Origin of the sequence: Nonomuraea polychroma, assembly GCF_004011505.1 — a bacterium.
Lineage (GTDB): Bacteria > Actinomycetota > Actinomycetes > Streptosporangiales > Streptosporangiaceae > Nonomuraea > Nonomuraea polychroma.
This window is the reverse complement of record NZ_SAUN01000001.1, coordinates 7,922,519-7,943,435: the sequence shown is the minus strand read 5'-3', so window position 1 is coordinate 7,943,435 and position 20,917 is coordinate 7,922,519. Positions and strand designations below refer to the sequence as shown.

At 71.0% G+C, this 20,917-nt stretch carries 15 protein-coding genes; 7 read left to right on the top strand and 8 right to left on the bottom strand.

The annotated features are described in order from the left end of the window. Window positions 1–85: 85 nt before the first annotated feature. Genes EDD27_RS36135 through EDD27_RS54770 form a run of 3 tightly spaced genes read left to right on the top strand, consistent with a single transcriptional unit; the run spans window position 86 to window position 4,250 of the window. Entirely contained in the window at window positions 86–1,954 is a 1,869-nt protein-coding gene (locus EDD27_RS36135) for an ABC transporter ATP-binding protein (protein WP_164903944.1), read from the top strand. Between the two features lie 3 nt (window positions 1,955–1,957). Then, window positions 1,958–3,715 carry an ABC transporter ATP-binding protein gene (locus tag EDD27_RS36130; RefSeq protein ID WP_127936378.1) on the top strand — a complete coding sequence of 586 codons (1,758 nt, stop codon included), beginning with the start codon at window positions 1,958–1,960 and terminating at the stop codon, window positions 3,713–3,715. A 46-nt stretch (window positions 3,716–3,761) separates the two neighbouring features. Then, window positions 3,762–4,250, top strand: coding sequence for a hypothetical protein (locus tag EDD27_RS54770; protein ID WP_164903943.1), 489 nt, complete (start codon window positions 3,762–3,764; stop codon window positions 4,248–4,250). A 15-nt stretch (window positions 4,251–4,265) separates the two neighbouring features. Here EDD27_RS54770 and EDD27_RS36120 read toward each other — a convergent pair whose 3' ends face one another. Further along, window positions 4,266–6,338, bottom strand: coding sequence for a S9 family peptidase (locus EDD27_RS36120; RefSeq protein ID WP_127936377.1), 2,073 nt, complete (start codon window positions 6,336–6,338; stop codon window positions 4,266–4,268). Window positions 6,339–6,504: 166 nt separating this feature from the next. Between EDD27_RS36120 and mshB the strand changes: the two genes are divergently transcribed. Genes mshB through EDD27_RS36105 form a run of 3 tightly spaced genes read left to right on the top strand, consistent with a single transcriptional unit; the run spans window position 6,505 to window position 8,350 of the window. Further along, window positions 6,505–7,410: an N-acetyl-1-D-myo-inositol-2-amino-2-deoxy-alpha-D-glucopyranoside deacetylase gene (mshB, locus tag EDD27_RS36115; protein ID WP_127936376.1), complete on the top strand. Its 906-nt coding sequence runs from the start codon at window positions 6,505–6,507 to the stop codon at window positions 7,408–7,410. 11 nt (window positions 7,411–7,421) lie between these two features. Beyond that, on the top strand, window positions 7,422–7,838 hold the full coding sequence (locus EDD27_RS36110; RefSeq protein WP_127936375.1) for a DUF6113 family protein: 417 nt from the start codon (window positions 7,422–7,424) through the stop codon (window positions 7,836–7,838). A 17-nt stretch (window positions 7,839–7,855) separates the two neighbouring features. Next, window positions 7,856–8,350, top strand: coding sequence for a flavin reductase family protein (locus EDD27_RS36105; protein ID WP_241564442.1), 495 nt, complete (start codon window positions 7,856–7,858; stop codon window positions 8,348–8,350). A 167-nt stretch (window positions 8,351–8,517) separates the two neighbouring features. Here the strand turns inward: EDD27_RS36105 and EDD27_RS36100 are convergent, their stop codons facing one another. Next, window positions 8,518–9,438, bottom strand: a complete 921-nt coding sequence (locus EDD27_RS36100) for a hypothetical protein (protein ID WP_127936374.1) — start codon at window positions 9,436–9,438, stop codon at window positions 8,518–8,520. Between the two features lie 75 nt (window positions 9,439–9,513). Between EDD27_RS36100 and EDD27_RS36095 the strand changes: the two genes are divergently transcribed. Next, a complete protein-coding gene (locus tag EDD27_RS36095; RefSeq protein ID WP_127936373.1) occupies window positions 9,514–9,939 on the top strand; it encodes a hypothetical protein in 426 nt (141 codons plus the stop codon). A gap of 54 nt (window positions 9,940–9,993) precedes the next feature. Here the strand turns inward: EDD27_RS36095 and EDD27_RS36090 are convergent, their stop codons facing one another. From EDD27_RS36090 to EDD27_RS54765, 6 genes are all read right to left on the bottom strand, one after another. Next, a complete protein-coding gene (locus tag EDD27_RS36090; RefSeq protein WP_127936372.1) occupies window positions 9,994–10,833 on the bottom strand; it encodes a hypothetical protein in 840 nt (279 codons plus the stop codon). A gap of 87 nt (window positions 10,834–10,920) precedes the next feature. After that, window positions 10,921–13,410 (bottom strand): penicillin acylase family protein, encoded by a 2,490-nt coding sequence (locus EDD27_RS36085; RefSeq protein WP_127936371.1) that lies wholly within the window; start codon window positions 13,408–13,410, stop codon window positions 10,921–10,923. A gap of 201 nt (window positions 13,411–13,611) precedes the next feature. After that, window positions 13,612–14,967, bottom strand: a complete 1,356-nt coding sequence (cysS, locus tag EDD27_RS36080) for a cysteine--tRNA ligase (RefSeq protein WP_127936370.1) — start codon at window positions 14,965–14,967, stop codon at window positions 13,612–13,614. 38 nt (window positions 14,968–15,005) lie between these two features. Next, window positions 15,006–16,856 (bottom strand): sigma factor-like helix-turn-helix DNA-binding protein, encoded by a 1,851-nt coding sequence (locus EDD27_RS36075; protein ID WP_127936369.1) that lies wholly within the window; start codon window positions 16,854–16,856, stop codon window positions 15,006–15,008. Between the two features lie 47 nt (window positions 16,857–16,903). Next, window positions 16,904–18,727: a UvrD-helicase domain-containing protein gene (locus tag EDD27_RS36070; protein WP_127936368.1), complete on the bottom strand. Its 1,824-nt coding sequence runs from the start codon at window positions 18,725–18,727 to the stop codon at window positions 16,904–16,906. Between the two features lie 4 nt (window positions 18,728–18,731). Further along, a complete protein-coding gene (locus EDD27_RS54765; RefSeq protein WP_164903942.1) occupies window positions 18,732–20,906 on the bottom strand; it encodes a hypothetical protein in 2,175 nt (724 codons plus the stop codon). Window positions 20,907–20,917: the final 11 nt, after the last annotated feature.

Genomic DNA, 20,917 nt, shown 5'->3' with positions numbered 1-20,917 from the left:
CAAGGGACGGATGCCGGCGGCAGCCTTCTGGCGGCGCGAAAATCGTTTGCCGGGCCAGGGCGCGCCTTGTCAACCTTGACTCCCTATGCGCTCCCTTCCTGAGGCCGATCCCGGCGTGCCCGACATTCGCAGCCCGCTCCGCTTTCTGTGGTGGAACGCGCGGCGGCAGTCCCGTGCCCTGCTCGCGGGCATCGGATACGCGACCCTGTGGTGGCTGGTGCAGGCATTGATGCCGGCGGTGCTCGGGAAGGGCATCGAGGCCGTCACCGCCAAGGACACCAGGGCGCTTGTGACCTGGGCGTCCATCCTGTTCGGGCTGGGGCTGCTGCAGGCGTTCGGCGGGGTCATGCGGCACCGGCTGGCCGTCTACAACTGGCTGGCCGCCGCATACCGCACCGTGCAACTCACCGCCAGGCAGGCCGCCAGGCTCGGCGCCACGCTGCCGAAGCGGCTCTCGACCGGCGAGGTCGTCAGCGTCGGCAACTCCGACATCGCCCACATCGGCAACTCCATGGACATCCTGCTGCGCGGCACCGGCTCGGTCGTGGCGATCATCACGGTCACCGTGATCCTCATCTCGACCTCGCTGCCGCTCGGGCTGCTCGTGCTGTTCGGCGTGCCGCTCATGGCCGTCGCCGTAGGGCCGCTGCTCAAGCCCCTGCACCGGCGGCAGGCCAGGCAGCGCGAGCTGAGTGGCGAGCTGTCCACCAGGGCCGCCGACATCGTGGCCGGGCTGCGGGTGCTGCGTGGCATCGGCGGTGAGCAGGTCTTCGCCGGGCGTTATCGGGAGGAGTCGCAGCAGGTGCGGCAGGCCGGCGTACGCGTGGTGCGTGTCGAGTCGGTGCTGGAAGGCGCTCAGATCGTGCTGCCCGGTGTGCTGATCGCGATCGTCACGGGCATCGGCGCCTCCTTCGCCGTGGCCGGGGAGATCCCCACCGGGCAACTCGTCGCGTTCTACCTGTATGCGGTGTTCCTCATCGGGCCCATGCGCACCCTCACCGAGATGGCGGACAAGCTCACCAAGGGACATGTGGCGGCCGGGCGGGTGATCCGCATCCTGGCCATGGAGCCCGAGGTCAAGGGCGGCCGGGGAAGCAGCGAGGGCGGGGTGCTGCGGGACTCGTACAGCGGGGTCACGGTGCAGCCGGGCATGCTCACAGCGGTGGCCGCGAACGCGCCCGAGGACGCCATCGCCATCGCCGACCGGCTTGGCCGCTACACGAACGGGGACGTCACGTTCGGGGCGGCCGACCTCAGCAGCCTGCCGCTGGACGAGGTCCGCCACCGCATCCTCGTCGCCGACAACGCCGCCCGCCTCTTCACCGGCCGCCTCCGCGACGAACTGACCGTCCGCACCAGCCTCCTGCCCTCTCACACCGACCACGCTCCAAGCCCGGACGCCGACGGCGACTGTCGGCCGGGCGGCCGCGACACCGCTCCCGGGCGGATGCGGGCGCTCGTCCAGGCCGGCCTCCCTGGGCGGCGCGGCGGCCAGCCGGGCGGCGGTGGGTTCGAGGGCGGCATCGGCCTCATCGACGGGGCCGACGACGAGCGGATGCGCGAGGCGCTCTACACCGCCTGTGCGGAGGACATCATCGAGGCCCTGCCCGACGGGCTCGACACGTGGGTGGCCGAGGCGGGGCGGGAGTTCTCCGGCGGGCAGCAGCAGCGCCTGCGGCTGGTCAGGGCGCTGCTGGCCGACCCGGAAGTGCTCATCCTGGTCGAGCCCACCAGCGCCGTGGACGCCCACAGCGAGGCCCGCATCGCCGAGCGGCTGACCAGGAGCCGCATCGGGAAGACCACGCTGATCTGCACCACCAGCCCGCTGGTGCTCGACCGCACGGACCACGTCATCTACGTCGAGGGCGGCCGGGTCCTCGCCGAGGGCACGCACCGGCAGTTGCTGGACAGCTCGCCCGAATACGCGGCGACCGTCACTCGTGGAGAGGACTGACCTGTGGCACGGGAAATCCTGCCGGTCGCCGACCGGAAACAGGTGCGCGCCTACGCCAGGCGGCTGACGCTCAAATACCCGCGCCGGCTCACGGTGGCCCTCCTCCTGCACGGGCTGGCCGCCGTCGCCGGGCTGGTCGTGCCGTGGCAACTCGGCGGCCTGGTCGAGAACGTCGAGCGCGGCGCCGAGGTCGACATCGCCTTCGTGGCCGCCGCCATCGGCGGGTTCCTGCTGCTGCAGGGCGTGCTCATGCGGTACGCCGTGCTGGCCTCCGCCAAGCTCGGCGAGAAGGTGCTGGCCGAGCTGCGTGAGGAATTCGTGGAGCAGGTGCTCGCCCTCCCGCTGTCCACGGTCGAGCGGGCCGGCTCCGGCGACCTGATCACCAGAACCTCGCGCGACGTGGACTCCTTGTCGCGCACCGTACGACACGCCGTGCCGGAGACGCTGATCGCGATGGTCACGTTCCTGATCACCGTGGGCGCGCTGGTGCTGGTCAGCCCGCTGCTCATGCTGCCGATGCTGCTCGCGGGACCGGTGCTCGGGGTGGCCACCCGCTGGTACCTGCGGCGGGCACGCGACGGCTACCTGCGCGAGAACGCCGCCTACGCCGACATGACCGAGGGGCTGGCCGAGACCGTCGAAGGCGCCAGGGCCGTGGAGGCACTGGGCCTCCACGAGCGCCGCCGGGAGCGCACCGACGGGGACATCCGGCGCTCGTACGCGGCCGAGCGGTACACGCTCGGGCTGCGCGTCAGGTGGTACCCCGCCGTCGAGCTGGGCTACGTCATCCCCGTGGTGAGCGCGCTGCTGGTCGGCGGGCTGTTCTACATCAACGGCTGGGTGACGCTCCTCCAGGTGACCGCCGCCGCGCTCTACGCCCAGCAGCTGATCGACCCGCTCGACAGGTTCCTGATGTGGATCGACGAGCTTCAGGTGGGCGGCGCCGCCATGGCGCGGCTCCTCGGCGTGGCCAACGTGCCCGACGACCGCGCGGCCTCCTCCGCGCGCCCCTCCGGCGAGTTGCTGGAGGCCTCCGACGTCCGGTACGCCTACCGCGAAGGCCGCGACGTGCTGCACGGTGTGTCGCTGACCGTTCAGCCCGGCGAACGGCTGGCCATGGTGGGACCGTCCGGGGCCGGCAAGTCCACGCTGGGACGGTTGCTGGCGGGCATCCACGGCCCCCGCACCGGCACGGTGACCGTGGGCGGCGTGCCGCTCGTGGACCTGCCGCTGAACGATCTGCGGGGACACGTCGCGCTGGTCACCCAGGAACATCACGTGTTCAAGGGCACCATGCGCGACAACCTCCTGATCGCCCGGCCCGACGCCGACGACGCGGCCGTGCGCAAGGCGCTGGAGGCCGTGGACGCGCTCGACTGGGTGCAGGAGCTGCCGTCCGGGCTGGAGACCCAGGTCGGCTCCGGCGGCCTCGCCGTCTCACCCGCCCAGGCCCAGCAACTCGCGCTGGCCCGGCTGGTGCTCGCCGACCCGCACACCCTCGTGCTGGACGAGGCCACCTCGCTCATCGACCCCCGGGCGGCCAGACACCTGGAGCGTTCCCTGGCCGCCGTGCTGGACGGGCGGACGGTGATCGCGATCGCGCACCGGCTGTACACGGCGCACGACGCGGATCGGGTGGCGGTCGTGGAGGACGGGCGGATCAGCGAGCTCGGGTCGCATGACGAGCTGGTCGCCGAGGGCGGCTCCTACGCCGCCCTCTGGGCCAGCTGGCACGGCACTCCGGCAAGCACCCGATCCTGAGCCGACCCCGGGAAACGGCTGTGGACCGGGACACGATATCCAAGGCGTGGGGCGCTTCCGCAGGATCGTGATGGTGCTGAGCGGGCTACTGCCGGTCCTGCTCTGCCCAGGGACAGCCGCCGGCACAACGTCCCTGGCGGCTTCTTCGGCGAGGTTCTTCTGGGAGGGACTGGACCACGCGGCCGAACGCACGGCAACGGCCGACGCCACCGGGCTCGACCTCTTGGTCGGCGTCTTCGTGCTGGTCGTCCTGGAAGCAGTGGTGTTCGCTCTGCTGCCCATCCCGATGCTGGACGGCGCGAAACTGTTCAACTGGAACAAGGCCCTGTGGGCCTTGACGTTCATCCCGATCGCCGGGTTCTTCGTCTACCTGCTGTTCACCGAGACCGCCGGCCCGTTGGACTGGGGCGAGGTGGGCATGATGCTGGGGCTGTTCGCCCTGTTCGGAGCCCTCTCCACGCTCATGTGGTACCTGGTGTGGCGGCGGATACGGGCGGAGCAGCAGGCGTACGACCACGCCGGTGCCGCCGAGTGAACCGGCGGCGGCCGGTCAGGAGGCCACGCCCAGCGCCTTCTTCAGGAAGTCCACCTGGAGCAGCAGTAGGTTCTCCGCCACGACCTCCTGGGGCGTCATGTGCGTGACGCCGGAGAGCGGAAGCACATTGTGCTGGCGGCCGGCCGCGAGCAGGGCCGACGACAGGCGGAGCGTGTGCGCGGCCACGACGTTGTCGTCGGCCAGGCCGTGGATCAGCAGCAACGGCCGATCGAGCTTGGCGGCGTCCGCGAACAACGAGGACTTCTCGTATACCTCGGGCTGCTCATCCGGATGGCCCAGGTATCGCTCGGTGTAGCACGTGTCGTACAGCCGCCAGTCCGTCACCGGCGCCCCCGCCACGGCCGCGTGGAACACGTCAGGGCGTCGCAACACCGCGAGCGCGGCCAGGAAGCCGCCGAACGACCAGCCGCGAATGGCCACCTTCGTCAGGTCGAGGTCGTCGCCGTATTGCTCGGCCACGCCCTGCAGGGCGTCGATCTGGTCCTCGAGCGCCGGGGTCGCCAGATCGCCGAGCACTGCCCGCTCGAAGGCGGTGCCCCGGCCCGGGGTGCCGCGGCCGTCGGCCACGACGACGGCGAAGCCCTGCTCGGCGAACCACTGGCTCTCCAGGAACGCGCCGCGCCGGTTGAGCACCCGCTGCGCGTGCGGGCCGCCGTACGGGTCCATGAGGACGGGCAGCTTGCCCGAGCCCTGCTCGTGCCACGAGGGCAGCACCACGGCGGTGGCGAGCTCCCTGCGGCCCGAGCGGCCGATCGAGACCCGCAGGTCGAGTCCGGGGCGCTCGGCGACGGACGGGATCGGCACGGCCATGCCGTCGCGGCGTACGACAGTGGTCGACACACCCTCGGTCTCGAGGCTCTGCTCGGTGAGCACACCCACCCCGCCCGCCATCCGACCCGAGAACACCCCAGAACGGGTCGAGACCGGCAGCAGTGAGTGCCCGTCCCACGTCCACAGCTGGATCTCGGTCGGGTCGCCGCTCGCGCTGAACAACACGCTGTCGTGATCGACGTCGAGCACGGCCCGCACCTGGAGCGTCGGCGGCGTGACGGCGCGGTCGCCCACGAAGAGGCGGTGGCCGCCGTCGCCGTTGGCCACCCAGACCAGCGAACCGTCGTCGAGGTGGGCGGGCACGCCGGTGACGATGTCGACCCAGGCCGGGTCGGTGTCCTCGCGGACGAGGGTGGAGGCGCCTGTCGCCGGGTCGACCGTGAACAGCCGCATCGTCTTCTGGTCGCGGGTCAGCGTCACGATCGACAGCGCGTGAGTGTCCCAGGCGGCCGTGGCCAGGTATTCCTCCGCGTACGGCACCGCGACCCGCGACCCGTCGAGCCCCAGCACGTAGAGCTCGGTCAGTGCGTTGGGCGTGCCGGCGGCGGGGTAGCGCTGGGCGGTCGCGGGCCGGTCCGGGTTGGCCGGGTCGGCGATGTGCCAGGTGTGGACCGGGGCTTCGTCCGCCCGCTCCACCAGCAGCGCGTCGCCTGACGGCGCCCACCAGTAGCCGCGCATCCTGTCCATCTCCTCAGCGGCGATGAACTCGGCCAGCCCGTACGTCACCGTCTCCGACTCCGGCCTGGCCAGCGCCCGGTCCTCACCCGTTGCCAGGTCCTGGACGTGGAGGGCGCCTCCCGTCACATAAGCGACATGTCGCCCGCCGGGGGACAGCCGGGGGTCGATGACCGCGCCCGGCGTCTCCAGCTTGCGCGCCTGGCCGGTGGCGAGGTCGACGACGTAGAGGCCGCCGGACAGGGCGAAGCAGGCCCTCGTCACGTCGGTGTCAGTGGCGTAAGCGACCACGCCGCCCGCCGCCTCGCGGCTGCGCTCGCGCCTGGCCCGCTCCTCTGGCGGCAGATCCTCCTCGTCGCCGTGGAGCGTACGCGGATCGACGACCAGCCGTTCGACGTGCGTGTCCGTGTCGAGCTCCCACAGGCACGTCACCGGGTCGGTGCCCGAACGCGTCCGCAGGAACACCACCCGGCCGCCGTCCGGCGAGATCGTGAAGCCTCTGGGCACCCCGAGGGTGAACCGGCGGGTCCTGGCAGACAGACGCGGGAAGCTCTCGCTCATGGCCCCAATCCTGCCATCGCCGATGAGAAACCTGCTAAATGACCGCCGCTACGGCCTTCTGCGGGCATGACAGGGGGGCGGCGGTCTATGAGCAGGTTTCTTGTCGGTACGGCCATCGCCGGGCCGGGGTCTGATGAGCAGGTTTCTTGTCGGTACGCTCATGACCATGACGGATCGACGGCTCCTGCTCGTGCACGCCCACCCGGACGACGAGTCGATCGGCACCGGCGCGACCATGGCGAAATACGTCGCCGAGGGCGCCCACGTCACGCTGGTGACCTGCACGCTGGGCGAGGAAGGGGAGATCATCCCCAGCGATCTCGCCCACCTGGCCGCCGACCAGGACGACGCGCTCGGCCCGTACCGGATCGGCGAGCTCGACGCCGCCTGCCAGGCGCTCGGCGTCGAGGACCACCGTTTCCTCGGCGGGCGCGGTCGGTGGCGGGACTCGGGGATGATGGGAGCCGCGTCCAACGATCACCCCCGCGCGTTCTGGCGCGCCGACCTCGACGAGGCGGCGGGTGAGCTCGTCAAGGTCATCCGCGAGGTACGCCCGCAGGTGCTGGTCACGTACGACGACAACGGCTTCTACGGCCACCCCGACCACATCCAGGCCCATCGCGTTTCGCGCAGGGCGTTCGAGTTGGCCGCGAAACCGGACTTCGGCGACGGCGAAGCGTGGCAGATCGCGAAGTTCTACCACACGGCCTTGCCCAGGTCCGTCATGCGGCGCACGGCCGAGGCGCTGCGCGAGGCCGACGTCGACTTCATCACCGAGAGCGTCGACGACCTGCCCTTCGGCAACCGGGACGAGGACATCACCACCGAGATCGACGCACGCCCGTGGATCGGCAACAAGATCGAGGCGATGCGCGCGCACGCCACCCAGATCAGCGTCCAGGACCCTTGGTTCGCCCTGTCCAACAACATCGGCCAGGAGGTGCTGGGCGTGGAGCACTACATTCTGGCCATCGGGGTGCCCGGCCGGCCCGTGCCCGGACCGCCGATCGAGGCAGGCGGCCTCGGTGAGCCGCACAACCGGGAGAACGATCTCTTCGCGGGCATCCACTAACCTCAGTCGACATGGAGCATCGCAGCCAGGCCGAGTCGGCGCTGGGTGGGGCGGCCTACGGCATGCTGTTCGTGCTGGGGATCGTCATAGGGGTCGTGGGCGGGTTCACGCATCCGGTGTGGCAGGTCGGCCCGATCCCGGTCGGAGCCGTCGTCTGGGTGCTGGCGCTGTTCGGGGTGTCCCTGGGGGCGGGCAAGCTGATGCGCGCGCGGCTCGGGGCCGCCGCGGCGGCGGGCGGGTGGTTGCTGGTGACGTTGCCGTTCACGGTGGAGCTGGGATCCGGGGACCTCGTCATCGCGCAGGGGACGGCCGGCTACATCTACCTGTACGGGGGGCTTGCGGCCCTTGTCATGGCCTACTTGCTTTCACCCTCTTCGGGTGGGGAATCGTGGCTTCTGCGGGGGTATTCTCCGAAGAATCCGATGTAGCGGCATAAAGTAACTTCGTGCATTGGACAGAGCGGCATGTGGACCCGGGAGCGTATCGCAAGGTCGTCGGCCGCTTCGCCACCGGAGTCGCGATCGTCACGACCAGGCTCGGCGGCACTGATCACGCCATGACGGTGAACTCCTTCACCTCCGTCTCGCTCGAACCGCTGCTCGTGCTCTTCTGCGCAGAGAAGGTGGCCCGCTTCCACGACGCGGTGCTCGAGGCGGGCGTGTGGGGGGTGTCCGTGCTGCCTGCCTCGATGGAGGAGGCCTCGCGGTTCTTCGCGCACCGGGGACGGCCGTTGAACGGGCAACTCGCCCGGTGGCCGCACCATCGTGGGGAGTCGGGGGTGGCCTTGTTCGACGCGGCGATCGCCACGCTGGAGTGCACGACGACGGATGTCCACGAGGGCGGGGACCACTCGATCGTGGTGGGTGCGGTGACCTCGATGGGGATGCCGTCCGAGGAGGCGCCGCTCATGTACCACGAGGGCCGGTACCGGCGCCTCTAGGCGGCCCCGCCGCACGAAACCCCGCGCACAGGCGCGGCGCCCTGTGGACGTGCGGGCATGGGCCAGCGGGCTGTTCGGGCGTGCCGGGTTGGATTGTGGTTTCCGGACATGAGTCGGGCCAGGCGCGATGGCCTGGCCCGATCAGACGGTCGGTCGTTGTCCCACTGTCACTGGGTGGGAGTGGTGGCCGTTTCCGTCGGTGTCGTGGTGGGGGTTTCGGTCGGGGTCGGCGGCACTGCGTCCGTCGGCGGTGCCGTTTCCGCCGGGGGTTCCGAGGGTTGCTCCGGCGCCGGGCAGACGGGGATCTCCGTGGGAGGCGCCGTCGGCGACACCGTGTCCGTCGGGGTCCCTGTCGGGGTTTCGGTCGGCGTTCCGGTAGGTGTGTCCGTCGGAGTCGCGGTCTGGGTCGGCGTCGGGGTCTCGGTCGGTGTGGTCGTGGGCGTCTCGGTCGGGGTCACCGTCGCCGTCGGCGTCTGCGTGGGGACGTCGGTCGGCGTGACGGTTTCCGTCGGTGCGGGCTGACAGGTGACCGTCACCGTCGGGCCGGGCTCGGTGACCGTGACCGTGGGGCCTGGCACCGTGACCGTCACGGTCGGCAGAGGTGTCACGGTGACGGCGGGCTCACCACGCTTCTTGTACGTGCCCCAGCCCAGTCTCTTGATGGATTGTCCTGTTCCTTCGGTTACGGGGATGTCCGCGCTCGCGGTCTTGCACGACCTGCGCTTGCACACCCTCTGCTTGACGCTGAAGATGGCGGCCCCGGTGTACTCGATGGAGACGTCCAGGAAGGACGTGCCTCTCCTCTTGACCACCGTCGTCGTGACGACATAGTCCTCGGCGGGCGGTGAGTCCGTGGGAGTGGCGGTCGGCGTCTCCGGGGGAGTCGGGACCGGCGTCTCTGGGGCGGTGGGGGGCGGCGTCTCCGTGGGAGAACCGGTCGGAGTCGCGACGGCTAAAGCCACCCGCCCGTTGACGGAGCTGTCGGACAATCGTAGGGGATCGGACGCTGACGTCTGGGTGATCGCAACTCCGCCGGCTCCTGCCAGTGCGACGGTGCCGAGCAGCGCGCCCAGGATGGAGAATCTCATAATCCTGTTCTTCTGGGAGATTTCAGGACCCTGGTCATTATTCCGACATGTCAAGATTGGTCAAGACTGAGACGCATGGACAGGCGCTTTCGGTTCCGGCGCGTGGCGAACTACCTCAACCTCGCCACTCCGCTCGGATTGCTGATCTCGATCATCGGTGGCGCCACCCGGCGACCCGGCCCCAACGGGCTCATCCTCGCCTTCGGCTACCGCTACCGCTTCCCCATCGCGGGGGCGTTCACCGTGGGAAACGTCGTCCTGACCAGGTGGGATTCGCTGAGCGACCGGCTTCTCCTGCACGAAGGGCGGCACGCCACCCAGTGGGCCTGGTGCGTCGGATTGCCCATGTTGCCGCTCTACCTGCTGGCCATGCTGGTGTCGGTCATGTTGTGCGGGCACCAGGCGACGTACAACATTTTCGAGCGGCTGGCCGATCTGGAGGACGGCGGGTACCCCCGCGCGCCGCTGTGGTGGAGGAGGGGCGGCGGCAGCCAAGGTTGACAGCCTTCAGTCAAGATGATGGCTTCGATTCCCTGAGATCGGAGGCGGAACGGATCACTGAGGGTGGACACCTGCGGGCCGCAGGCGCTTGAGGCGCCCAAGGGCGAGGACGCCGATGGCCAGGCCGGAGATCGCCCCGGCGCAGAGCATCGAGGCGGTCGACGGGCTCACGAGCGTGACGCCGGCCAGGGCGAGGGCCGACACGGCCGCGGCGAACACGACGTAGGTCCAGGTCGCCAGGCGCACCAGACGCAGACGCTGGGCCTCCGCGTATGGTGTGCGGGCCAGGAGCCAGGCCAGCGCGGGCATGAGCAGGACACCGTGCATGAACACGGCATGTGCCGGCTTCAGCGTGACGGCCACCGTGTAGGCGAGCTGCTGGTCGCCCGATATCACCTCGACGATCCCACGGGCGATCATGACGGCGCCGAAGACCATGGCTGCCAGTAAGGTGGCGAAGCCCGCCCGCACGGCCAGACGCATGCTGGGTGCGAGGCCGGCGCCCGCGCGGAAGGCGGCGACAGTCATGGCGATCGCGACGGCGACGAGCACCCCGCCGCCCGCCGCCAGGGTCCTCGCGATGGCCGCGTCGACGGCGGTCTCCATATTGAAGTGCGACGGGACGCCGCGCCACGCCTGAAGGGTGATCAGGGCGACCTCCACCGTGGAGGCGATCGCGAAAGCGCCGACCCAGAGGGGGCGGGCGCGGATCCGTACGAACTGGGAGACCCAGGTCAGGGTCAGGACGCTCAGCCCGAACGACACGCCGAACGTGAACGGCTTGCGCCACGACACCGCGCCCTCCCAGGGCCCGCCGTCCACGACGAACACGCCCAGGTGGACCAGGCCCGCGAGCACGAGCAGGACTCCGATGAGATACCACAGGCGATGCATGCGGAAAGCCTGGCAGGCCGGGCCGGTCCCGCGCGTCGGCCTGGGGTTTGGATCGCGACTACGACGCTGGTCGTACGCGCCCCCGGCTCAGCGGGTCAACCTCAGGGTGTGCACGGCGGCCTTCTTGACCGACTCCGGTTTGGAGTGCATCGGCAGCAGGCCGCCCCTCGACCACACCTCCGCCTGGTCGAAGTAGTTGTCGTGGAAGGCATGCCCGGAGGCGCCCGTCAGGTTGATCCATTGGGAGGCGTCCACGTCGGACAGGTCGACGATCATGCGCATCGACGGCACGGCGGTGACCGTGTAGTCCCTCTGAACGTTCCAACCCGTGGCGTTCAGCGCGTCCTTGCTTCCCGCCACGGCGAGCGGGCCGCGGTTGAACAACCGCTCGATCGGCGCGATCCCCGAGGTCCCGAGCGAGCCGTTGACCAGATCGAGCTGGTGCAGGTCGCCCCACCGCCACGCACCCGTGTCCTCTCCGAGCCGCTCCGACAGTTCGTGGTACGCCGACGCCATCGCCTGCCGCAGGATGTCGTCACGCGTCTCCGTACGGTTCTTCGTGGTCACGTCATCCCAGAAGGGGTCGTCCGGAAGTTCGAGCAGGCGCCTGATCACCTCATACCAGCGGTCGCCTCCGGCCGGCCTGGCGCCCTCCGGCAGCTCGTCGTTGAACGTCAGCACGAGCAACTGCCGCCAGACCGCGTTGAAGAACGCGGCGGGCGCCGAATCGGCGGTCTGCGTGCCGTCCCACGACTTCAGCAGCTCCCTGGCCTGGACGCTCGGGCCCGCCAGGTCCACCTCCATCAGCGCGGGCACCAAGGTCTCGGCGAAGCCGTTGCGGGTGTCCTGCTGGATCCGCGACATGGCCGCCGCGTCGACCTTGCCCTTCTCGATCGCGTCCTTGACGAGGTCGCGGATGCGCTCGGAGCGGTAGCCGTACGCCCAGTCCTCGGTCAGCAGCGGCCGGTACCGTCTGGGGTCGATGACCGCGTTGTTCGCCGTCACGATGAAACCGTCCGCCGGGTCCTCCACTGACGGCAGCTGGTCGTACGGGATGGGCGCCGGCCTCCAGTCGTACTCGCCCGTCCACCCGGGGACCGGCCAGGTGCCGTCGCCTTGCAGGCGTACGGGGATACGTCCGGGCGCCTGGTAGCCGATCTTGCCTGTGGTGTCGGCGTACACCAGGTTCTGGGCGGGCACCTCGAACAGCGCCGCCGCGGCTTTGAACTCCTGCCAGTCCGCGGCCTTGTTCAACGCGAAGATCGCATCGGCGCTTCTGCCGGGGGTCAGCGCCGTCCACTGCAGCGCCACCGCGTTGGCCTCGCCGGTGGGCTTGGCGTCGCCGATCACCTCGTTGATCAGCGGGCCGTGCACGGTGCTCTTCACGGTGATCGTGACAGGCGAGGCGCCGGCCACCTTGATCTGCTCCTGCCGGGTCTCCAGCTTCACCTGCGCGCCCTTGTACAGGTACGTGTCGCCGTCCACCTTCTCCAGGAACAAGTCGGCCACGTCGGGACCCAGGTTCGTGAAACCCCACGCGATCTTGTCCGTGTGCCCGATGATCACGCCGGGAACGCCGGAGAAGGTGAAGCCCGTGACGTCGTACGGGCACTCCTCCGACACCGTCCTGCAGTGCAGCCCCGCCTGGTACCAGACGGACGGCATCTGCGGCGACAGGTGCGGGTCGTTGGCCAGCAGCGGCTTGCCGCTGACGGTGTGCTCGCCGGAGATCACCCACGAGTTCGACCCGACGCCTTCGCGGTCCTCGGTGCCCATCGTGCTCGGCACGGCGTCGAGCGTCTTGGCCGCCTGGGTCAGCGCGCCGACGCCGGCGCGTAACCGCGGCTCGGCCCGCTGGTCGAAGCGGTCCTCGTTGATGGTGCCCTCGGTGACGATCGGGGAGTGGCGGTCGTACGGGTAGCCGGGGTAGAGCTGCTCGACCCGCTCCCTGGGCAGCTTGGCGGCGATGAGGGCGCGGTCGATCTCGTCCTCCATGTTGGAGCGCAGGTCCCAGGCCATGGCCTTCAACCAGGCGAGCGAGTCGACCGCGGTCCACGGCTCGGGCTTGTAGTCGCCGTTCTGGAGCTTGAGTATCGAGTATTCGAGGCTGCGGTCGGAGGCGTTGGGGTTGGCGCTGAGCCAGGCGTTCACGCCTTTGGCGTACGCGTCCAGATAGGCCCGGGTCTGGTCTGCCAGCTCGGGCAGTTCGCGCTCGGCGACCCTGCGCCAGCCCATGGTCCTGAGCGCCTTGTCGGTGCCGAGAGTGGCCTTGCCGAAGAGCTCCGAGAGGCGGCCGGCGGTCATGTGGCGGCGGAAGTCCATCTCGTAGAAGCGGTCCTGGGCGTGGACGAACCCTTGAGCCATGAAGAGGTCGGCGCCGCTGTCAGCATAGATATGCGGGATTCCCCATTTATCGCGATAAATCTCGACATCTTGGGATAAGCCGGGTAGCCGCAACGATCCATCAACCTGCGGGAACGACTTCCGCACGGTGTAGACGAGGACCCCTGCCACCACGAGGGCCAGGGCGAGAAGAACGGTCAACACCCGAGCGAACCACCGCAAAGGACGCGGCATCCACGCATAGGGCCTCACCGACACCTCCAACTTGCCGAACTGGCATCAAGTGTGGCAGTTCGCGATCACTCCTCCGGCCGACTTCGCAGTCCTTGGCAGGAGACTTTGAGCCGGCCGATCACAGGCGGCGGTCAAGGTTTCACCGCTGGTAGGCGGCTGGGGTTCCGGAGTCATGGCAGCGGGACAGGTGGTGTGCGAGGGCTACGTCCAGGTCTGGCCTTCGGGGGTGTCGGAGACGCGGACGCCCAGGGCGGCCAGTTCGTCCCGAAGGCGGTCCGCCTCCTTCCAGTCCTTCGCCTCGCGCGCCCGGTCCCGCGCCTCCAAGAGCTCGCCGGCCCCCGCCGGCAGCACGGGCACCTTGCCCACATCCGTGGAGAGATCCAGCGCGAGCACCTGGTCCAGGTGCAGGAAGGACTCGAACTTGGCCCCTGGCGCCACCGACTCGTCCCGCTCCAGCTCGCGCAGCACCCGCAACGCCCCGGGAGTGTCCAGGTCGTCGGCGAAGGCGGCCTCCACCCGCTCCACGTACGCGGACGCCATCGGCGCGCTGGGCGACTCGGCCCACTCGGCCACGCGCGCCCGCCACCGCCGCACCGTGCGGTCGGCCGCCCGCAGCGTGTCCCACGTCAGGTTCATCTGCTGCCGGTATCGATGCTCCAGGAACGCCATCCGCACGGCCAGCGGATCGAGCCCGGCCGCCACCACGTCCGAAAGCAGCACCACGTTGCCCGTGGACTTCGCCATCTTGCGCCCGTCGAACAGCAGGTGCTCCCCGTGCACCCAGTGCCGCACCACCTCCTGCCCCGCCGCCGCGTTGGACTGGGCCCGCTCGTCCTCGTGGTGGGGGAAGCGCAGATCGATCCCGCCGGTGTGCAGGTCGAAGGGAGCTCCGAGGAACCGCAACGACATGGCCGAGCACTCCACGTGCCATCCCGGGAAGCCCCGGCCCCACGGCGTCTCCCAAGTGAGCTCGCCTTCGGCGGGTTTCCACAGGGCCCAGTCCGCGTGGAAGCGCTTGCGCGGGTCGACGGATTCGACGCGGTGGGCCGGCCTCAAGGCATCCAGGCGATTTCCGGAAATTTCGCCGTAGGTGGGAAAGGTCCGTACGTCGAAGAACACCGACCCGTCCGGCACCACATACGCGTGCCCCTTCTCGATCAGCTTGGCGATCAGCTCGATCATCAGCTCGATCGTCTCGCTCGCGCGCGGCATGTGCTCCGGCGGACGGAGGTTGAGTGCGGCGGTGTCGTTCCTGAAGGCGTCCTCGTAGAAGCGCGCCAGCTCCCGCACGGAGCGCCCCTCCGCCTGCGCCTGCTCCACCACCTTGTCGACCCCGGCGTCGGTCAGGTGGCCGACGTCGGTGATGTTCTGGCAGGCCAGCACGCGCGTCCGCCGCCGCTCCAGGACCCGTCTGATCAGGTCGGACAGCAGGTAGGTGCGCAGATTGCCCACGTGCGCGTAGCGGTAGACCGTCGGCCCGCAGGTGTACATCCGCACCGCCCGCCCGGGAGCGAGCTCCTCGACCTGCCTGGTCCGCGTGTCGTAGATCCGCAACATCTCCCGAGCTTAGCCCGGCGCGACGACTCCCAGGAAAGTCACCCGCCCAGGAACCCGAGGATGTCCCGGTCGCCGCGCTCGCGCAGCCGGCCCAGGATCTCCTCGCGCGTGGCCGTGTCCGGCAGCCCGATCCTGGCCCCGATCAACCGCAGGCCCTCCATCTCGGAGCTGACCGGAGCGGTGTAGCCGAGCAGGTAGAGCGCCCGGTTCACGGGCGGCATCCCGACGGGCGCGGCCGGCAGGTAGCGGGTCAGCAACTCGCCGCCGTCCGACACGGTGAGGAAGACGTGGTCGCCCTCGCTCGCCTTGGACTCGGCCAGCACGTTCCTGATCGACCCCATGGTGGGCTGGTTGTGCCAGCTGATCACCACGTCACCGGACGGCGCCGACGCGGTCAGCTGCCCGCCGGGCGCCATGCCCAGGTACGCCGCGAACCCCGTCGGCAGCGGCGACCCCGACCCCCGCAGGTGCTCGGCATTGATGTCCACCCGGTGCCACCAGCGCCCGTCACGCGAGCGGAAGCTGCGGCGGGTCAGCGAGACGTCCTTACGCGGCTGGTACGGCTCCGCCTCCCCGCTCGGCGAGGTGCCCGCCACCCGGATCCAGCCCCGCTGCGTGCGCTCGAACCCGGGCCCGCCCGAGTATGCGCGTACGGAGCTCTCGCTGACGTCGTACCGGGAGGTCAGGTTCGTCACGATCGTGCTCACCGAGGCCTCGCCGCCGGCCCGCTCGATCTCCCTGGCGATCATCTCCCTGATCCCCAGGTATTCCTCGCCGCCCCACCGGGTCAGCCCGTACTTGTTCCGGTCCACGCGCAGGAAGCGGTCGTCGGCGGTGAGCTGGTTGCGGATGCCGACCAGGCTGTAGTCCTCGCCGATGCGCTCCTGGATCTCTTCCGGCGACAGCGGAGTGCCGGCCACCGCCAGCACCGCCTCGGCCTTCTCGTTGATGCTGCGCGGCCACGGCACCACGTGCTGGCCGAGCACGCGGAGCTGCGGCACGGCGAGGATCCACCGCTCGGCCACGTCCTCGCGCACCCCGAGCTGGGCCACCATGGACACGGCCTCGCCGAGCGGGCGCGGCCCGTCGGCGAACAGCTGGCGCGTCTTCTCGCGCAGCTCGTCCGCCCCGCCCGCGACCAGCCAGCCGTCGGACTGCTCGTAGCCGGTGAGCAGCGTGCGCACGAACCGCCAGGCGGGGATCCCGAGCGTACGCAGCTCGGTCCCGTGCCACGGCACGGCGGCCTGCAGGTCGTCGGCCGGTACGGCGGAGCCCAGCCGGGCACGCAGCCACGCCACGTGCGCCACCAGCGCCACCGCGTCGGGACCGCTGAGCCAGGCCTCCACGTGGTCGCGCAGGTCGCGCTCGATCTGCCTGATCCGCTCGCGCGTCACCGAGAACCGCTGCGCCAGCTCGTCCAGCGTGGCGCGCTGCGCCGCGTACAGCCGGTCGCGGGCGATGGCCCGCTGCCGGTCGTCCAGCGCTCCGAACAAGGTGTCGATCACCTCGGGCAGCGGCCTGTCCGGCCGGGACGCCATGGGCACCGGCTCGGCGGCCTCCGGCGGCTCGAGCAGCCGCTCGAACACGCCGGTGAACAACTTCTGCACGACGTCCTTGCCCAGCGACTCCGGCGTGCGCTCGGCCTCGGCGGGATCGGAGAAGCGCACCAGCGGGAGGATGTCGCCGAGCAGCAGGTGTCCCCAGCAGGCCACGGCCAGGTCGGCCAGGTGGCCCGCCACGGTCTGGGTGCCCACGATGGCGCACGCGCGGTCGAGGGGGATCGCTTGCCACCAGGCCTCGGGCAGCTGGGGCTCCTCCACGATCGGCGCGATTTGACCAGGGGAGGTCCAGCGCACGGGTGGCGCGAGGTCGCTCAGACTGAGGTTCATTGAGGTCCAACCGGCAATGGGAAGTATCCGCAGTTCAGACTATGTGATCAGAGGGGTATAAAGGGGCTGCCTCTTCCGGAATGGGAGATATAGAGCATCGCCCGCGCTCGCGTGCAGGCGACGAACAGTATGCTCCGCTCGCGCTGCAGGGCTCGAGCCCTTGCACCAGGTTCTTGCGGCGGCGGCTCGGGCACCACGCCCTCCGCCACGCCGATGAGAGCGACGCGCTCGAACTCCAGCCCCTTCAGATGCTGGAAGGTCGCGGCACGCACGTCCAGACCTTCCAGCGCCTTCTTGGCCTGCCGGACGAGCCGGGTGGTGCGGGCGCCGACGGCGATCTCGCCGGCCGGCACGCCGTCGGCCAGCCACGACTCGATCGTGGCCCGCAGCCCGGCCAGCTCCGACTCGGGCGAGTCGTACGCCCTGATCATCGGGCGTTCGCCGTTGTGCGTGGCGCGGTAGCCGTACATCTCGGTCGCGCCCCTGACCAGGCCGGCCACGGGGCCGCCGCCGCGCAGCCGCACCACGAAGGACAGCAGCTCCTGCGGAAGCCGGTAGGAGACCTTCAACGTGTGCTGGACGACGGGGATGCCGACGGCGCCCAGCGTCACCCGCGTGTCGGTGACCCGCTGGTGCGGATCGCCCACGATGAACAGGTCGTCGTACGCGCGCGGCGCCGCCGCCCGCAGCAGCCGCCACTGCGCCGCGCTGATGTCCTGCGCCTCGTCCACCACGATGTGACGGTACGGCTTGCGCTCCGGCTCCACGTCGTCGAGCAGGTCGCCGGTCGTGAGCGACAACAGCCTGAGCGCCTCGTCCGTCAGCTGGGCCAGCGACCGCGCCCCGGGGCCGACCAGCGCCGGCCGGCGGCCCTCCGCGCCGGCCACGATGCGCATGGCCAGGCGCTCGGCGTTGTCCACTTCGACCCGCTTGCGGATGACCTCGTCCTCGATCAGCACGTCCAGCCTGGCCGACAACTCCTCGGCCAGGCTCTGCGAGAACGTGATGAGCAGGACCGGGCCGCGGCCGTTCGCCGCCAGGTGGGCGGCGCGGTGCAGGGCGATGACGGTCTTGCCGGTGCCCGCGCCGCCGATCACCAGCACCGGATGCTCGTAGCGGGCCGCCCTGGCCAGCCGGTGCTGCGTCGGATGGGGGAAGGTGCACCACTCCGGCGCTCCCAGCACCCGGTCGAGCGTCACCTTGTCGGGCGCGAACGCCGCCTGGTCGGGGCTGCGCCGCAGCGCCGCGTGCAGGTCGTCGGGGTCGATCGGCCCGGTGTCGGCGTCCGAGTAGCGCCAGGCGTCCAGCTCGCGCCAGGCCTCCGCGAGCGAGCCGCCGCGGGCCAGCACGGCGAGCGGCAGGTGCTGGGTGGGCGGCAGCAGGGGTTCGAGCGCGGCCACGTCGGCCTCTGTCGTGATGAGCCGGAACAGCGGCATGGCGTGCCCGTCCAGGCCGAGCGCCAGCAGGTCGCCGTCGCAGATCGCGTCGAACAGCCGCGACGACCGCCTGCCCGACCTGCGTAACGCGGGCTCCACCCGTTCCAGGGCCTCGGCGTCCCACTCCTCGACGACGCCGACCACGGGGTTGACGCCGTACCTGTGGCGTTGCGCGTACGACCAGGCCTCGGGGTCGGGCAGGACCGTACGCAGCCAATAAACGTCCCGCTGGCGTACCACCACCCCGCGATGCCCCGCGGCCAGCCGCAGCGTGGCGACCCGCGGATCCCTGGCGCCCCGCACCCGCTCGGGGTGCGGGGCGCCGGACACGTTCAGCAGGAACCGGCGCAGCGCGACCACGGCGTCCCTGCGCACCGGCTGAGCCAGTGCGCTGAGCTCCCTGGGAAACTCAGGGCCGATCGCGAGCCGCGGCACCGGCTCAGTCCAAGAGGGCTAGCAGATCGCGGTCCCCGCGTTCGCGGAGCCTGACGAGCAGGTCCGGCAGGCTCACCGGTCCCGTCATGCCGATCCTGGTGGCGATCACCCTGGCTGCCTGATCCCGGGTGCCTCCCGGGGCTGTGTACCCGACCAGGCGCAGCGCCTTGGTGATCTTCTCGGCGCCCTGCGCGGCGACCGGCAGGTGCCTGGCCCGCAGCACGCCCTCGTCCGACAGCGTCAGGAACAGGTGCCCGCCCTCGCGGGCGCCGACGTCCACGAGGAGGCGTTCGACGGACTCCAGCACCGGCCTGCCGTGCCAGGTCATGGTCAGCTCGCCCGCGGCGCTCCTGACCGTCCTGCTCTCACCCGGTGACAGGCCCAGGTACGAGGCGAAGCCCGTCGGCAACGCGCACTCCCCGCCCGCGAGCTGCTCGGCGGTCACGTCGATGCGCAACCACCAGCGGCCGTCCGGCTGCCGGAAGCAGCGCCTGGTCTGGGAGACGTCCTTCAGCGGCTGGTACGGCTTCTGCTCGCCCGGCGTGCCGTTGGACTCGCCAGGCGGAGGCGTGGGCGGGGTGAACGCCTGGAACTGCGGCGGGCCGGGCGGGGGCGGCACCGGCACGGGGCCGAACGCCGAGTGCGCCGGCAGGTCCATCAGCGGCTGCGGCCTCGGCGGGGGCGGCAGGTCGACCTGGGGCTGTGCCTGGGGCTGCGCTTGGCCCGGCAGGGTCGCCAGCACGAACTGCCAGGCAGGCACCTCCAGCGCGCGGATCTCCACCCGGTGCCAGTCTGCCGCGCCGATCAGCTGCTCCTTGGGCGCCGCGGGGCCCAGCGTCCTGCGCAGCTCGTCCAGATGCGCCCGGTACGGGGCCGCCTCCTCGCTGGCCAGCCAGCGGTTCAGGCGGCCGCGGAACTCGTCCTCCGTGGCGGAGATCTCGGACGGCGGGACGGCGAACAGCTTGGCGAGCTGATCCACGGCCGACGGCTCGTCGGTGAACACCCGGTTCTGCGCCACGGCCCAGCTCTTGTCGTCCAGCCCGGCGAACGCGGCCTCGATGAGCTGGGGCAGCTCCTGTTCGTGAGCGGCCGCCTCCTCGGCTCCGCTTTCCGCCAGAGCCGCCGCCTCCTCGGCCGCCTGCTCCGGGGCGGGCTCCTCGGCGGCGTCCAGGACGGGGTCGGGCCCGTCCCCCTCCTCGACGACGGGTTCGGCGTCGGCGTCCAGCACCGGCTCGGCGAGCCCGCCTTCCCCGGCCACGTCCTCCTGGGGTGTCGCACCCTCAGGACCGCCTTCGCCCGCGGGCTCGAGGTCGCTTTCGTCCGTCGCGGCGGCCTCGTCCCCGCCCGTCGCGGCGTCCGGCTGAACGGGGACGCCCTCGTGAAGCTCGGGCTGCTCGGCACCGGCCTCAGGCTGCTCGGCCTCCGCGTCCTCCGTCGCCTGGGCGGCCTCGGCGGCGCCCATGGCGTGCGCGGCCTGCTCGGACTCCTCGGCCTGCTCGGACTCCTCGGAGGCAGGCTCCTGCCCGGCCTCGTCGGCTGCCCCAGCGGCGGGGGAGGGGTGCGCGGGCTCGGCGATCGGCTCAGACGCGTGCTCCGCCGCGACCGCCTCGGCGCTCGGCTCCTCCGCCGCGGGCACGGGCTCCGGCCCGCCAGCGACGGCCTCAGGCTCGTCCGCGCCCCGCGAGGGCTCGCCTGCCCCGCGCGAGGGGGTGTCCGCGCCGTCCGAGTGATCGTCCGCGGCCGGCGAAGGGCCGTCGATGGTGATCGGTCCCGGCATGGGTGCGGACTCGGCCGGCCCGGACGGCTCGACCCGGGGGGCCGGGACCGCCGGGGTCGAGGCGACCGCCGACGCCGCCGGCGCCCTCGATGCCGCGCTCTGCACCGGCTGCGGCGACGTCAAGCGGGCGAACACGGCCGAGAACAAGGTGTTCAACACCGGGCGCGCCTGGATGAAGGGCTGATCGACCAGCTCCCGGCTGGTCAACGCGAGCAGCCCCGGCCACGAGCCGGCACGGTCGAGCGCGATCGCGACGGCGGGCTCGTCGGCCTCGTCCGGGTCGAGCACGTGCAGCGCGGGCAGCACGTCACCCAGAGCCGCCGCCGGCCACTGCTCCAGGGCGATCTCCGTCAGCAGTTCGCCCAGGGACTCCGGGCCGATGGCGGCGAGGACATGCGGCATGGGCAGACTGC